This is a genomic window from Streptomyces sp. SID13666, assembly GCF_010548325.1.
GTDB classification, from domain to species: Bacteria; Actinomycetota; Actinomycetes; order Streptomycetales; family Streptomycetaceae; genus Actinacidiphila; species Actinacidiphila fildesensis.
In genome coordinates this window covers 30,653-44,579 of sequence record NZ_JAAGLX010000026.1, presented here as the reverse complement: position 1 = coordinate 44,579, position 13,927 = coordinate 30,653, and the positions used below count along the sequence as shown (strand labels likewise).

Annotated in this window: 13 protein-coding genes and 1 riboswitch; of the genes, 5 read left to right on the top strand and 8 right to left on the bottom strand. The window is 70.1% G+C overall.

The features are described 5' to 3' along the window. Positions 1 to 56 precede the first annotated feature (56 nt). The 5 genes from G3I60_RS27945 to G3I60_RS27925 form a co-directional block, all read right to left on the bottom strand. Positions 57 to 1,160 carry a dipeptide ABC transporter ATP-binding protein gene (locus G3I60_RS27945; protein ID WP_343241677.1) on the bottom strand — a complete coding sequence of 368 codons (1,104 nt, stop codon included), beginning with the start codon at positions 1,158 to 1,160 and terminating at the stop codon, positions 57 to 59. 11 nt (positions 1,161 to 1,171) lie between these two features. Beyond that, on the bottom strand, positions 1,172 to 2,215 hold the full coding sequence (locus G3I60_RS27940; RefSeq protein ID WP_164296683.1) for an ABC transporter ATP-binding protein: 1,044 nt from the start codon (positions 2,213 to 2,215) through the stop codon (positions 1,172 to 1,174). A gap of 101 nt (positions 2,216 to 2,316) precedes the next feature. Further along, positions 2,317 to 3,327: an ABC transporter permease gene (locus tag G3I60_RS27935; protein WP_138354920.1), complete on the bottom strand. Its 1,011-nt coding sequence runs from the start codon at positions 3,325 to 3,327 to the stop codon at positions 2,317 to 2,319. A gap of 76 nt (positions 3,328 to 3,403) precedes the next feature. Further along, positions 3,404 to 5,158, bottom strand: a complete 1,755-nt coding sequence (locus tag G3I60_RS27930; RefSeq protein ID WP_138354919.1) for an ABC transporter substrate-binding protein — start codon at positions 5,156 to 5,158, stop codon at positions 3,404 to 3,406. Between the two features lie 64 nt (positions 5,159 to 5,222). Then, a complete protein-coding gene (locus tag G3I60_RS27925; protein ID WP_138354918.1) occupies positions 5,223 to 6,221 on the bottom strand; it encodes an ABC transporter permease in 999 nt (332 codons plus the stop codon). A gap of 79 nt (positions 6,222 to 6,300) precedes the next feature. On the opposite strand from G3I60_RS27925, the gene G3I60_RS27920 reads away from it, so the two are divergent. Both G3I60_RS27920 and G3I60_RS27915 read left to right on the top strand, forming a co-directional pair. Further along, on the top strand, positions 6,301 to 6,516 hold the full coding sequence (locus G3I60_RS27920) for a hypothetical protein (protein ID WP_138354917.1): 216 nt from the start codon (positions 6,301 to 6,303) through the stop codon (positions 6,514 to 6,516). Between the two features lie 9 nt (positions 6,517 to 6,525). Next, positions 6,526 to 8,055: a DUF885 family protein gene (locus G3I60_RS27915; protein WP_164296648.1), complete on the top strand. Its 1,530-nt coding sequence runs from the start codon at positions 6,526 to 6,528 to the stop codon at positions 8,053 to 8,055. 18 nt (positions 8,056 to 8,073) lie between these two features. Here G3I60_RS27915 and G3I60_RS27910 read toward each other — a convergent pair whose 3' ends face one another. The 3 genes from G3I60_RS27910 to G3I60_RS27900 form a co-directional block, all read right to left on the bottom strand. After that, positions 8,074 to 8,835 carry an enhanced serine sensitivity protein SseB C-terminal domain-containing protein gene (locus tag G3I60_RS27910; protein WP_138354947.1) on the bottom strand — a complete coding sequence of 254 codons (762 nt, stop codon included), beginning with the start codon at positions 8,833 to 8,835 and terminating at the stop codon, positions 8,074 to 8,076. A 158-nt stretch (positions 8,836 to 8,993) separates the two neighbouring features. Beyond that, on the bottom strand, positions 8,994 to 9,770 hold the full coding sequence (locus G3I60_RS27905) for an enhanced serine sensitivity protein SseB (protein ID WP_187145030.1): 777 nt from the start codon (positions 9,768 to 9,770) through the stop codon (positions 8,994 to 8,996). 88 nt (positions 9,771 to 9,858) lie between these two features. Further along, the gene (locus tag G3I60_RS27900) at positions 9,859 to 10,521 is read right to left on the bottom strand and encodes an AAA family ATPase (protein ID WP_203674011.1); all 663 of its coding nucleotides are present in this window, start codon (positions 10,519 to 10,521) and stop codon (positions 9,859 to 9,861) included. 170 nt (positions 10,522 to 10,691) lie between these two features. Continuing rightward, a riboswitch (glycine riboswitch) is annotated at positions 10,692 to 10,787 on the top strand. Positions 10,788 to 10,974: 187 nt separating this feature from the next. On the opposite strand from G3I60_RS27900, the gene gcvT reads away from it, so the two are divergent. The 3 genes from gcvT to glyA all read left to right on the top strand — a co-directional run bounded on the left by gcvT (position 10,975) and on the right by glyA (position 13,873). After that, complete coding sequence (gene gcvT, locus G3I60_RS27895; protein ID WP_164296646.1) at positions 10,975 to 12,105, top strand: glycine cleavage system aminomethyltransferase GcvT; 1,131 nt, start codon at positions 10,975 to 10,977, stop codon at positions 12,103 to 12,105. A 53-nt stretch (positions 12,106 to 12,158) separates the two neighbouring features. Beyond that, positions 12,159 to 12,536: a glycine cleavage system protein GcvH gene (gene gcvH / locus G3I60_RS27890; RefSeq protein WP_138354913.1), complete on the top strand. Its 378-nt coding sequence runs from the start codon at positions 12,159 to 12,161 to the stop codon at positions 12,534 to 12,536. 68 nt (positions 12,537 to 12,604) lie between these two features. Continuing rightward, positions 12,605 to 13,873: a serine hydroxymethyltransferase gene (glyA, locus tag G3I60_RS27885; RefSeq protein ID WP_164296643.1), complete on the top strand. Its 1,269-nt coding sequence runs from the start codon at positions 12,605 to 12,607 to the stop codon at positions 13,871 to 13,873. The last annotated feature ends 54 nt before the right edge of the window (positions 13,874 to 13,927 follow it).

Below are 13,927 nucleotides of genomic sequence, written 5' to 3'. Positions count from 1 at the left end.
GACTCTGCACCCTCCCCCCTCGTCATGACCATGACTTTTCGCTAAGTGGTCATGCACTAAAGGTCAGTTGGCTGATTACCGATCGCCGGGCCGTTCTCCGCGCCCTTCCCCTGGGCGTTCTTCTCCTGGGCCTTCTCCGGAGCGTTCTCCGGGTGGTGGCACGCCACCTCGTGTCCCGTGGCGAGCGCGATCAGCGGCGGCTCCTGCGTGGAGCACACCTCGGTCGCCTTCCAGCACCGGGTGTGGAAGCGGCAGCCGGACGGCGGGTTGATCGGCGACGGCACATCGCCGGTCAGCAGGATCCGCTGCCGCGCGGTACGCCGCTTCGGGTCCGGCACCGGCACCGCCGACAGCAGCGCGTTGGTGTACGGATGCATCGGCTGCCCGTAGAGCGCCTCGCGGTCCGCCACCTCGACGACCTTGCCGAGGTACATCACCGCGATCCGGTCCGAGACGTGCCGGATGACGGACAGGTCGTGCGCGATGATCACGTACGTCAGCCCGAGCTCGCTCTGCAGGTCGTCCAGCAGATTGACCACCTGCGCCTGGATGGAGACGTCCAGCGCCGAGACCGGCTCGTCCGCGACGACCAGCTTCGGCTTGAGGGCGAGCGCCCGCGCGATCCCGATGCGCTGCCGCTGCCCGCCGGAGAACTCGTGCGGATAGCGGTTGTAGTGCTCGGGGTTGAGGCCGACCAGCTCCAGGAGGTTCTGCACCTCCTTCTTCACGCCCGACTCCGTCGCCACCTTCTGGAGCTTGAACGGCGCTCCGACGATGGTGCCGATGGTGTGCCGCGGATTGAGCGAGGAGTAGGGGTCCTGGAAGATCATCTGCACATCGCGGCGCAGCGGTCGCATCTCCCCCACGCTCAGATGGGTGATGTCACGGCCCTGGAACTCGATCTTCCCGCCGGTGGGTTCGAGCAGCCGGGTGATCAGCCGGCCCATGGTGGACTTGCCGCAACCCGACTCCCCCACCACGCCGAGCGTCTGGCCCGCCGCCACCTGCAGGTCGATCCCGTCGACCGCCTGCACCGCGCCGACCTGCCGGCGCAGCATTCCCTTGGTGATCGGGAAGTGCTTGACCAGGCCGGTGACCCTGAGCAGGGGCTCCGCCCCCGCGGTGGACTGCTGGGGGATCTTCACGTCTTCTTGAGGCACGGCCTGGTCCTTCACAGCTTGGGCGCAATCTCTTCGGTCCAGATCCGGTCCCGGTCCTGCTCGCCGAGGTGGCAGGCCGACCAGTGCCCGGCCGCGGTCTCCCGCAGCTCCGGCACGATCGTCTCGCTGGAACCGCCGTTGAGCCCGGCGTACGGGCAGCGCGGGTGGAAGGCGCAGCCGGACGGCACGTTGATCAGGCTGGGCGGGGCGCCCTTGACCGGGTTGAGCCGTTCGGTCCGCTCGCGGTCCATGCGCGGCATGGAGCCCAGCAGGCCCCAGGTGTACGGGTGCTGCGGTTCGGTGAAGACCTTCTCGGCCGTACCGCGCTCGACGCACCGGCCGGCGTACATCACCAGCAGGTCGTCGGCGAGCTCCGCCACCACGCCCAGGTCGTGCGTGATCATGATGACCGCGGAGCCGAACTCCTTCTGCAGGTCCCGGATCAGGTCCAGGATCTGCGCCTGCACGGTGACGTCCAGGGCGGTCGTCGGCTCGTCGGCGATCAGCAGTTCCGGGTTGTTGACCAGCGCCATCGCGATCATCGCGCGCTGGCGCATACCGCCGGAGAACTGGTGCGGATAGTCGGCGACCCGCTGGTGCGGCTCGGGGATGCCGACCCGGTCCAGCATCTCGATCGCCCGCTTGCGGGCGACCTGCTTGCTGACGTCCTGGTGCACCCGGCAGGCCTCGACGATCTGCGCGCCCACCGTGTAGTAGGGGTGCATCGCCGAGAGCGGGTCCTGGAAGATCATCGCCATCTTCATGCCGCGCAGCCGCCGTACCCGGTCGGGGTCTGCGCCGATCAGCTCCTCGCCGTCCAGCCACACCTCGCCGGAGATCCTGGCCTTGGCGGTGCGGTGCAGGCCCATGATGCCCAGCGAGGTCACGGACTTGCCGGAGCCGGACTCCCCGACGATGCCGAGCGTCCGGCCGCGCTGGAGATCGAAGCTGATCCCGTCGACCGACCGGACGAGGCCGTCGTCGGTATTGAAGTGGATCTTCAGATCGCGTACCGCCAGGAAGGCCTCCGCGGTGTCCGGCCGGGCGGTGAGCACCGGCTCGCCGACCGTGGCGCCCGCGCTCGGAGCCGGCCCGTCCTCCTTGCGCAACGGGTCGCGGTCGCTGTCCTTCCGCAGCGGATCGCTGCCGGCGGTGCTCACGAGTACCTCACCCTGGGGTCGATAGCGGCGTACAGCAGGTCCACCAGGAGACTGCACATGATGATGAAGAAGGCCGCGACCATGGTCACGCCGAGCACGATGGGCAGGTCGTTGTCCCTGATCCCGTCGACGGCGTAGGCGCCGATCCCCTTGAAGGAGAAGACGTTCTCGGTGATGACGGCGCCGCCGATCAGCAGACCGAAGTCCATGCCGAAGATCGTGACGATCGGGGTGAGCGCGGCCCGCAGCCCGTGTTTGGCGACGACCCTGCTCTCCCGCAGCCCCTTGGCCCGCGCGGTGCGGATGTAGTCCTCGCCCATCGTCTCCAGCATCCCGGCGCGGGTGAGCCGCGCGTAGAGGGCGGAGTAGAGGAAGGCCAGGCTGCACCAGGGCAGGACCAGGTTCCAGGCCCACTGGAACGGATCGTCGGAGATGGGCACGAACTGGACGTTGTCCCAGATGTGCCAGTTGTACTGGAAGAAGCCGAGCGCGAGCATTCCGGTGAAGAAGGTCGGCAGCGAGACGCCGGCCAGCGCGACACCCATCGACAACCGGTCGAAGAACGAGCCGCGCTTGAGGGCCGACAGCACACCGATGGCCACCCCGGAGATCACCCAGATCACGGCGGCACCGATGGCCAGTGACAACGTGACCGGAATACGGGACTTCAGCTCGGGCCACACCTCGATGTGGCTCTTGAAGGAGTAGCCGAAGCAAGGCGCGTGGCAGACCGACGCGTCCGGGCCGAACTTGTAGTTCGCCCCGACGGCGATGGCCTTGATGAAGTGCCAGTACTGCTCGTAGAGCGGCAGGTCGAAGCCGAGGTTCTTCTTGACCGCCGCGATGCTCTCGGGGTTGGCGTCCTTGCCGACGTACTGGGTGGCCAACTGGGTGGTGGTTTGCCCGCCGAGGCGCGGCAGAAGGAAGAAGATCGCGAATGTGACCGCGCTGACGACCAGCAGCAGCAGCAAAGCGGCGATCACGCGTCGAATGATGTACGCAGTCACAGCCGTGCGGCGCCGGGCCCGCCGGGCCGGGGGTCACCCGGCCTGGCGGACACCGATGCCTTCACCTGCCTTCCGATTACTTGGAGGAGCTGATCAGCAGGTAGTCGTACATGCCCAGGAAGGCCTGCGTGACCGTGACATTGGTCGCGGACGGCGGCCGGTAGAGCAGGTTCTTGCGGTACAGCAGCGGCACCACGGACGCGTTCTCCATGGTCAGCTTGTCGATGTCGCCCCACGCCTTGGTGCGGGCGGCGCTGTCCGTGTTCGCGATGGCGTCCGACAGGGCCTTGTTGATCGTCGGGTCGTTCAGCTCCATCAGGTTGTTGCCGCCCGAGGGCTTGATGGCGCTGCCGTCGATGATCTGGTCGAGGAAGCCGTAGCCGGTCGGCCAGTCGGCGCCCCAGGCCATCATCATCATGCCGAGGCCGTGCGAGTGGACGTAGTCCGGGACACCCGCGAAGTTGGAGAAGTACTTACCGGCCGGGAAGCTCTTGATGTTGACCGTGATGCCGACAGCCTTCAGCGAGTTCTGGATCGCCGTCGCCGCCGCCATCTCGGAGGCCCGGTCGGAACGCGCCGACAGGTTGGTGGTGAAGCCGCCGGGCTGGCCGCAGGCGGTCAACGCGGCCTTGGCCTTCGTGGTGTCGCCCTTGTTGCCCGGGGTCGGGTACAGGTCGAACTTGCTGTAGCCGTTGACCGACGGCGGCAGCAGCGTGGTGGCGACGTCGCCCTTCACATTGCCGCCCGCGGCGGTCTGCACCGAGGTCTTGTCGATCGCCCACTGGACCGCCTTACGGCAGTCCGGGTTGTCGAACGGCTTCACGTTCACGTTCAGCGCCACGTAGGACGTGGCTCCCGCGTACGAGTTGTCCGTGTTCTTCTTGTTCGCCGCGCTCAGCACCGACGGCTGGCTCGCGGGCTGCACACCCGCGCCGGCGGCGTCGACCGTGATGGTGCCGGCCAGCAGGTCCTTGTCGATCGTGACGCCGTTCACCTTGAACTTCATCGTGATCTTGTCCGGGAGCGCGGGACGCAGCGGGTCGATCGCCTTCGACCACATCGGGTTGCGCACCAGGACGGCGCTCTTGCCGTCGTCGTAGGACTCGAACTTGTACGGGCCCGTCGACATGATGTGCTTCACGTACTGGGCGCCGGTGTCCTTGGCCTGCGGCACGGGTGCGGTCTGCGAGAACGTCGCCAGGTAGTCGAAGTCCGCGAAGGGCTTGCTCAGGTGGAAGACGATCGTCGAGTCGTCCGGGGTCTCGATGGACGCGAGCCCGCCGGGGCTCTTGTCCTTGTAGGGACCCTTGTACGCGTCGCCGCCGACCAGGTACGCCTTGAAGTACGTCGGGCCGTTGGACAGCGCCTCGGGCGCGAAGTTGCTGCGCTCGATCGCGTACTTGACGTCCTTGGAGGTGACGAGGGTGCCGTCCTCGTACTTCACGTCCTTGCGGATCGTGTAGGTCCAGGTCTTGGCGTCGGCGCTGGCCTTGCCGAGACCGGTGGCGAGGTCCGGGACGATCTGCAGGCCCTCGGCGCCCGCGGCGGGCTTGAAGGTGACCAGCGTGCGGCCGTACAGCCGGGAGAAGTTCTGCACCCAGCCGTAGTACGTGTTCCCCGGGTCGAGCGAGTCGGGCACGTCGGAGTGCTCGTACGAGACCGTCCCACCGGCCTTGTCACTCTTGTTGACGACCTGGGTGAGGGCGGCGTCGGTACCCGCGCTCGTCCCCGTTCCCTTGTCGGTGGTCTTGTCGCTGCTGCTGCAAGCGGACGCTCCCAAGGCCAGAGCCGTGGCAAGCGCCAGCACCGCTGTCGCTTTTCTGCTGTTCATGCCGAGGAAAGCCCCCTCGTTCGGTGGAGATACACAGCCGCGCGCGGAAGGTCGCGCCGCGGGGTCACTTGCTGCGGGGATCGAGGGCGTCGCGCAGCCCGTCGCCCAGCAGGTTGAATGCCAGGACCGTGACGAAGATCGCCAGGCCGGGCACGATCATGTATTGCGGATCGGCCTCGTAGAGATCGATCGCGCTGGTGAGCATGCCGCCCCAGGACGATTGCGGCGGGGCGATTCCGACCCCGAGGAAGCTCAGTGCGGCCTCGAAAATGATGTTGGTCGGAATCAGCAGCGTCGAATACACGAGGATCGGCGCCACAAGGTTGGGGAGCAGCTCACGGAAAAGAATGAACGGACCGCGGGCACCCAGGCTGCGGGCGGCTTCCACGAACTCACGTTCACGCAGGCTGAGGGTCTGCCCGCGCACAATTCGACCCATGTAGGGCCAGTTGAAGAATCCGATGACGAAGATCAGTACGCAGATGCGGAGCGGAAGTCCGTCCAGTCCGAACGCGCCGTCCTGCAGCGAAGCCGAAATGGAGATCGCGAAGAGCAGCAGCGGAAAGGCCAGGAAGGTGTCCATCATGCGGCTGATCACGCTGTCGACCCAGCCGCCGTAGTAGCCGGCGATGACGCCGAGCACCGTACCGATGACGTTGGACAGGATCGTCGCGCCGGTCGCCACGAGCAGCGACACCCATGATCCCTCGATCACCCGGGCCAGCAGATCGCGGCCGAACTGTGGATCGACCCCGAGCGGGTGTTCCCAACTCATGCCGCCCCAGGCGCCCTTGGGCGCGAGGAGCACCGGGTCCACGAGGTCCTGATGGAACGCGTTGGGGTCCAGGCCGAAGATCGACTCGATCGGCTTCGCCAGCACGGCCAGCAGCACCAGGAGGATCACGACGATGCCGCCGGCCACGGCCACCTTGTCGCGCCGGAAGCGCAGCCAGGCGATCTGGCCGAGGGAACGTCCCTCGATCTGACTCTTCTTGACCCCACTGAGAATGGCTTCGGGCTGCGCCCCGGCCTGTGCAGCAGTGGTCTCGATCGGTGCGGTCATGGTGAAACTGACCCCTCTCGCCGGCGGATAACCGGCGCGCGCCCGCCGCTGTAGCGGCTTTACTCTTCACTCATCAGTCGTGCTGCTGGTGCTGTGCCATGCTCAATTGCAGGGAAAACAGGCGGTGCAGGCGGTGCTGTTGGTGCAGGCGGAGCAGGTGTTCGCCGGGGCCGCGAGCCCCTTGCGGCGAGAGTCTTCATCCAGTCCGCGATCACCCGCCAGACCTCACAACGAATGGATGCGCAACTGTGATCTGGTGAATCATCGTCCGTTATGGGGCTCGCGCCGGATGTAACGTCGGCACATGAATGATCGGCTGCATGCGGTGTGCGACCTGATGATCCCCACTGTCCGGGAAATGGCCGGTCTGCACGAGTACGACGGGCGGGTGCAGGATTTGTCACCCGCCGGCGTCCGGCGCGGACTGTCCGCCCTCGCGCACGCGCGGCGCGGGCGCCCGGCCCCGCACGGCGCGCGCGAGCGCCATGACGACGCGCACCTGTCCGTCTTCGAGAACGCGCTGAAGGTGCAGTACGGCGACCTGGAGCTGCACCGCCGCGACCCGTACCCCCATCTGTCCAACCTGGAACTGGCCTCCTACGACCGCGAGTACGCCCCCCGGCAGGAGCGCGCCGCCGCCCGGCTCAAGCACCTGGCGCAGTGGCCGGAGGCGGTGGACGCCGCGATCAGCTCGCTCGACCGGGTGAGCGCCCCGGTCGCGGGCGCGCTCCTCGGCGCCGTACGCGGGCTGGCCGCGGGACTCCACCCTGACCAGGGCCCCGAGGCCGCCGCGGCGCTCCCCGCGCACGAGCGGCTGGTGGCGCATGTGGCCCGGGCGGCGAAGACGGGCGATCCCGACCCACGGCTCGGCGGCGCCGCACTGGCCGCCCTGATGGGCAGTCAGGAGGGCCTGCCCGTCGACCTGACGGCGCTGGCGGACGAGGCGGCCCGCGAACGGGACCGGCTGACGGAGCTGCTGACCGAGTCCTGCCGCGCGCTCGACCCGGACCGCGACGTCGACGAACTGATCGCGGAGCTCCTCGCCGACCACCCGGCGGCCGACGGCGTCATCCCGGAGGCCGCCCGGCTGACCGAGGAGGTCATCGAGTTCACCCGGGCCAAGCGGCTGGTGCCGCATCTCGACGGCGACTGCCTGGTCGGCCCCGCACCGCCCTCCCGCCGCTGGGCGATGGCGATGATGTCCTGGGCCGCGCCCGGCGAACCCGACGCCGCCTCCTGGTACCACGTCACCCCGCCGGAGCCGGACTGGCCGGATTCCGAACGTGAGGAGTGGCTGACCGTCTTCAGCCGCACCAGCCTCCCCTCGATCACCGTGCACGAGGTCGCCCCCGGCCACTTCGCGCACGGGCGCTCACTGCGCCGCGCGCCCACGCCCGTCCGGCGGGTCCTGCACTCGCTGTCCTTCTGCGAGGGCTGGGCGCACTACGTCGAGGAGGTCTGCCTCGAAGAGGGCTTCCGGGCCCGCGACCCGCGGTTCGCCATCGGGGTGGCCCTGGAGGCGCTGGTACGCGTCACCCGGCTGTCCTGCGCCATCGGTCTGCACACCGGCGCGATGACGGTCGACGAGGCCACCGAGCTCTTCATGCGCGATGCCCACCTGGCCCGCGCCGGCGCCGCCTCCGAGGCCCGCCGCGGCACCTTCGACGCCGCCTACGGGCGCTACACCTGGGGCAAGCTGGAGATCATGCGGCTGCGCGAGCGGGCCCGCCGCGACTGGGGGTCCGGTTTCTCGCTGGAACGCTTCCACGGCGCGCTGCTGGACCTCGGCAGCCCGCCGCTCGGCCTCATCGGCGGGGCGCTCAGCGGCGCGTAGCGGACCCTCGACCGGCCCCTAGCGGGGCGCCTGGCCCTGCGGCCAGCCCTGCTGCGGCCAGCCCCAGGCGGCCGCGGGGGCCGGGCCCGAGGCGGCGTGCGCCTCACGGTCGAAGAAGGGCTGGCCGTTCATCCGCATCCACATGGCGACGGGGTCGTACTCGTCCGCCATGGCGACCGTGGAGACGGCCAGCCCGTCCGGCACTCCGCTGATCGACTGCTGCATCATCAGGCGTACCGCTTCCACCGCCTGTGGCGAGGAGTCGTACATGTCCAGGCCGATGGCGAGATACGGCTCGCCCAGCGCGGGCTGCACCCAGGCGCGGCGCAGCGACCGTACGGCCGGCGTCCGGTGGGCGTGCTGCGAGAGCAGGGCGTAGAACTGCGGGATCTGCAGGGCGGGCTCGCCGATCTGCAGCGGTCCGGCGGGCAGCCGTTCGAGGCCGGTGGCGATCCGGCGCAGGTCGAGCCAGGGGATGCCGACGCCGCCGCCGGGGGCGTGCGGATTCAGCCACAGTCCCCAGCGCTCGGGGAACAGGGCGGTCGCGATGTCGCGGCCCTGGACGATCTCATGGGCCCGGTTCCAGCCGCTGGTGGCGAGCTCCTGGGGGGAGGTGACGGCCGGCGCGTAGCCGTAGCCGTCGATCTCCATGTTCCCGTACTGGGCGTCCGGGGATCCGGGTGAGCCGTGCCACAGCAGCATCCAGACCTGGCCGCCGGCCAGCGACACGAGCAGATCCTCGTAGGCGTCGAATCGTCCGGGCGCCACCTGCCGAAGCATCTGCTCGACGTGGCCGGCTGCCGCCGCACCGCCTTGCGCGCCCGCGATCACGTGGGTCCGCCCCTTCTCTCCGTCACCGGTGTCACCGGGTCCGGCGCACGCCTGTGCACCGCCCGCCATCAAACCAGGTTGTGCGCCCCCGCAGACAGCGCACGGGCTCAGTCCCGTCCGAAGAAGGGCCGGACCCGCTCCAGCATCCAGTCGCCGACGGGGTCCTGGGCGATGTCCAGCAAGACCAGCTGCACCGGCAGCGGCAGCGGTACGGCGCCGAGTGCGCGGCCCAGCGCGTCCATCGCGGCGGCTCGGTCCTCGTCCTGCCAGCGGTCCAGCTCGACGCCGACGAACAGCTGCGGGGGCGCGCCCTCGACGCTGGCCACCGCGCGCCGCGCGGAGAGCACCACCGGGGTGACCGCGAACTCGCCCGCGGCGGCGGCGAGGAAGTCGACCGGCTCGTCGTCCGGCTCGGGCTCCCACAGCCGGACCCGGCCGCCGGTCGCCGACCGCGGGTCGCGGTCGGACCGGCAGAGGTCCTGGACGGCGGGGGGCGGCAGCGGGATCCCGGCCGTCCCGCCCGGATTGACGGCGATGCCGACCTCCGGGGGCAGCCCGCGGGCGAACTCGCGGGCCGGTGCGACGGTGCAGGCCATCCCCTGGGCGGCCCGCAGGAACTGGTGCTCGGAACTGAACACCGGTATGTACAGGGTGCCGTCGATCTCGAAGGACGGCAGGTCCAGGTCCCGGCTGCCGGGCCCGCCGCCGTTGGGCAGCGGCACCCACAGCTGGGAGCGGCCGAGCACTTCGAGGAGCCGGGCGTTCACACCCGGAGTGCCGACGCTCGCTGCGAGGACGGCTTCGAGTTCGTTGGCCGGCCATGCGTCGGCCGGGCCGGGGGCGCCTCCAGCGGTGGCCGGGGGCGGCGGAAGCTGCGTGTTCACTGCGCTGTGCCTCGCGGGATAGGGCCTGAGTGTCTGCTGCGTGCGGCCGGCGACCGCCGTTCCCGACGTCTGCCGCCCTGCCGGAACCCTAGCGGTTACCCGGTTGGCAACTGCCCTGATCCGCGGTAACGGCGACCGGTGACGCCTCGGATCCGGCCCGGCCGCCGCCGAAGACTATCCGCCGCACCGCACCCGCCGCGGGCCGGTCCAGAAGCAGCGCGGAGACACAGCCGTCGGGCCGTCCGCCGGGCCCGGCCAGCGCCACCAGCCGCCGGGCGGCCCTGCGGTGCCGGGCCATGGCGTACCCGGACACCATCCGCCCGCGCGCGAGCTGGCCGGCGCGGGCGGCGTCCTCCGGGACGTCCAGCACCAGCAGGTGCAGCCCCCGGCCGCGGCGCCGGGCGTCCCGGGCCAGCCAGCGCCGCACCCAGGCCAGCGAGCCGCAGTCGTGGACGACGAGGCTGGCGCCGGTGCGCAGCGCCCGGCGCAGCCTCGCGTAGTGGTCGAGCCGTACCAGCGGGCGGTACGCCGCGTACGGGAGCAGGGCCGGCATCAGCGCCTCCCAGTGCAGGCGTACGTCCTGCGAGTCGATCCGGCGGACCGCTCCTCCGGGATCCCCTGCGCCGTCCCGTTCGTCGACCGCGCGCCGCATGAGCGTGCTCTTGCCGCTGCCCGGCAGTCCCGACACGACCAGCACGTCCCCAGCCGGGTAGCGCAGCGTCGTCCCGGCCCACCGCTCGTCCCCCTGCACAGCCCCCGCCTCCCCCAGGCCGGCCTGCCGGCCTCGGCCTCGACCGGGCCCCGGTGGAACCCGGCCACTGTCAGTAAAGAGAGGGTAATGGCAAGCAAAGGGTTTCCCCAGAGGCCCGGTGGCTTCCGCCGCATGCAATGATGAGCGCCACAACTTGCATACTGGCCGTTCGAGGCCGCGCGGGAGAGTCCCTGCCATCATGAGCAGGGCGCCGAAGGAGCAAGTCCTCCCTTGAATCTCTCAGGCACAGTCACCGCGCGGACGAGGCACATCTGAAAAGCGGTCGGGCCCGTTCACGGTCCGACCCACCCAAGGTGCAAGCCGGGGCCCCACCAGGCCGCGGTGAACCTCTCAGGTTCCGATGACAGATGGGGAGGCCCCTTCCTTCGGGGTTTCGTCATTCTTTGTCATTGCCATGAGAGTCTCGCCACGCCTGCACCGGGAGCCCGACTGATGAGCCAGCCGCCCACCGACGCCCCGCGCCGTACCGCGCTCGACGCCCTGCATCGTGCGCTCGGCGCGACGATGACCGACTTCGCCGGCTGGGACATGCCGCTGCGCTACGCCAGCGAGCGCGACGAGCACACCGCCGTCCGCACCCGCGCCGGGCTGTTCGACCTCTCGCACATGGGCGAGATCACCGTCACCGGTCCCCAGGCGGGCGAAGCGCTGGACTACGCGCTCGTCGGCCACATCTCGGCCCTCGCGGTCGGCCGGGCCCGCTACACGATGATCTGCGCCGAGGACGGCGGGATCGTGGACGACCTGATCGTCTACCGCCTCGGCGAGGACGAGTACATGGTCGTCGCGAACGCCGGCAACGCCCAGGTCGTCCTGGACGCCGTCACCGAGCGCGCCGCGGCGTTCGACGCCACGGTCCGCGACGACCGCGACGCGTACGCGCTGATCGCCGTCCAGGGCCCCGAGTCCCCCGGCATCATGAAGGGCCTGACCGACGCCGACCTGGACGGGCTCAAGTACTACGCGGGCCTGCCCGGCACCGTCGCCGGCGTCCCCGCGCTGATCGCCCGTACCGGCTACACCGGCGAGGACGGCTTCGAGCTCTTCGTGGCGCCCGAGCACGCCGAGGCGCTGTGGAAGGCGATCACCGAGACGGGTGCCGGCGTCGGCCTCATCCCGTGCGGCCTGTCCTGCCGCGACACGCTGCGCCTGGAGGCCGGCATGCCGCTCTACGGGCATGAGCTGACCACCGCCACCACGCCGTTCGACGCCGGGCTCGGCCGTGTCGTGAAGTTCGACAAGCCGGGCGACTTCGTCGGGCGCACCGCGCTCACCGCCGCCGCCGAGCGGGCCGCCGAGCAGCCGCCGCGCAAGCTGGTCGGCCTGGTCGCCGAGGGCCGCCGGGTCCCGCGCGCCGGGTTCGCGGTCACCGCCGCCGGCGGCGCCGTGATCGGCGAGGTCACCTCCGGTGCGCCCTCCCCGACCCTCGGACAGCCGATCGCCATCGCCTACGTCGACGCGGCCCACGCCACGCCCGGCACCGAGGGCGTGGCCGTCGACATCCGTGGCGCTCAAGAGCCGCACAAGGTGGTTGCGCTGCCCTTCTACAAGCGCCAGCGCTGACCGACCCGCCCACCCCTGCGCGAGCACCCCTTCACATCCGGGAGAATTCCGTTATGAGCAACCCCCAGCAGCTGCGCTACAGCAAGGAGCACGAGTGGCTCTCCGCCTCTGAGGCCGGAGTGTCCGCCGTGGGCATCACCTCACACGCCGCCGACGCGCTCGGCGACGTCGTCTTCGTCCAGCTCCCGGAGGTCGGAGCCGTCGTCACCGCCGGCGAGACCTGCGGCGAACTGGAGTCGACCAAGTCGGTCAGCGACCTGTACTCCCCGGTAACCGGCGAGGTCACGGACGTCAACCAGGACGTCGTCGACGATCCCTCCCTCGTCAACTCGGCCCCCTTCGAGGGCGGCTGGCTGTTCAAGGTGAAGACGACGGAGGAGCCCTCGGACCTGCTCTCCGCCGAGGAGTACTCCGCCTTCACCGGCGGCTGATCCCTCCCGGACCTCGATCCGGGCCCCCGGGTCCGGAGCTCGAAACCGACCTCGACCAGGAAGATCCCATGTCGCTCCTGCACAGCTCCCTTCATGAGTTCGACCCGGACGTCGCCGCCGCCGTCGACGCCGAGCTGCACCGTCAGCAGTCCACCCTCGAAATGATCGCGTCGGAGAACTTCGCGCCGGTCGCCGTCCTGGAGGCCCAGGGCTCGGTCCTCACCAACAAGTACGCCGAGGGCTACCCCGGCCGCCGCTACTACGGCGGCTGCGAGCACGTCGACGTCATCGAGACGCTCGCCATCGAGCGGGTCAAGGCGCTGTTCGGCGCCGAGGCCGCGAACGTGCAGCCGCACTCCGGCGCCCAGGCCAACGCCGCCGCGATGTTCGCCCTGATCAAGCCGGGCGACACCATCCTCGGCCTGGATCTGGCGCACGGTGGGCACCTCACCCACGGCATGAAGATCAACTTCTCCGGCAAGCTCTACAAGGTCGCGGCCTACCACGTCGACGAGAAGACCAGCCTCGTGGACATGGAGGAGGTCGAGCGCCTCGCCAGGGAGCACCGTCCGCAGCTGATCATCGCGGGCTGGTCGGCCTACCCCCGCCAGCTCGACTTCGCCGAGTTCCGCCGGATCGCGGACGAGGTCGGCGCCCTCCTGATGGTCGACATGGCCCACTTCGCGGGCCTCGTCGCGGCCGGGCTGCACCCCTCGCCCGTGCCGTACGCGGACGTGGTCACCACCACGACCCACAAGACCCTGGGCGGCCCGCGCGGTGGCGTGATCCTCTCCAAGGCCGAGTACGCCAAGAAGATCAACTCCGCGGTCTTCCCCGGCCAGCAGGGCGGCCCGCTGGAGCACGTGATCGCGGCCAAGGCGGTGGCCTTCAAGGCCGCGGCCACCGACGAGTTCAAGGACCGCCAGGTCCGTACCCTCGAAGGCGCCAAGATCCTCGCCGACCGGCTGGTCCAGCCGGACCTGACCGAGGTCGGCGTCTCGGTGCTGTCCGGCGGCACCGACGTGCACCTGGTCCTGGTCGACCTGCGCAGCAGCGAGCTCGACGGGCAGCAGGCCGAGGACCGGCTCCACCAGGTCGGCATCACGGTCAACCGCAACGCCATCCCGAACGACCCGCGTCCCCCGATGGTCACCTCGGGCCTGCGGATCGGCACCCCGGCGCTGGCCACCCGCGGCTTCGGCACCGAGGACTTCACCGAGGTCGCCGACATCATCGCCGAGGTCCTGAAGCCGGACTTCGACGAGGACCTGGCCAAGAGCCTGTCCGCCCGCGTCTCCGCACTGGCGGCGAAGCACCCGCTGTACCCCGGACTGTAATCGGACCGTCGTACGCGTCAGGTCGGGGCACCGCGCACACTGGAAGGTGAGCCG

Bases quoted from the DNA above. Each gene is read 5' to 3' on its own strand.
- gcvT (WP_164296646.1), top strand. From the start codon at position 10,975: ATGAGCCAGCCGCCCACCGACGCCCCGCGCCGTACCGCGCTCGACGCC.
- G3I60_RS27925 (WP_138354918.1), bottom strand. From the start codon at position 6,221: ATGACCGCACCGATCGAGACCACTGCTGCACAGGCCGGGGCGCAGCCC.
- G3I60_RS27910 (WP_138354947.1), bottom strand. From the start codon at position 8,835: ATGCTTCGGCAGGTGGCGCCCGGACGATTCGACGCCTACGAGGATCTG.
- glyA (WP_164296643.1), top strand. From the start codon at position 12,605: ATGTCGCTCCTGCACAGCTCCCTTCATGAGTTCGACCCGGACGTCGCC.
- G3I60_RS27915 (WP_164296648.1), top strand. From the start codon at position 6,526: ATGAATGATCGGCTGCATGCGGTGTGCGACCTGATGATCCCCACTGTC.
- G3I60_RS27930 (WP_138354919.1), bottom strand. From the start codon at position 5,158: ATGAACAGCAGAAAAGCGACAGCGGTGCTGGCGCTTGCCACGGCTCTG.
- gcvH (WP_138354913.1), top strand. From the start codon at position 12,159: ATGAGCAACCCCCAGCAGCTGCGCTACAGCAAGGAGCACGAGTGGCTC.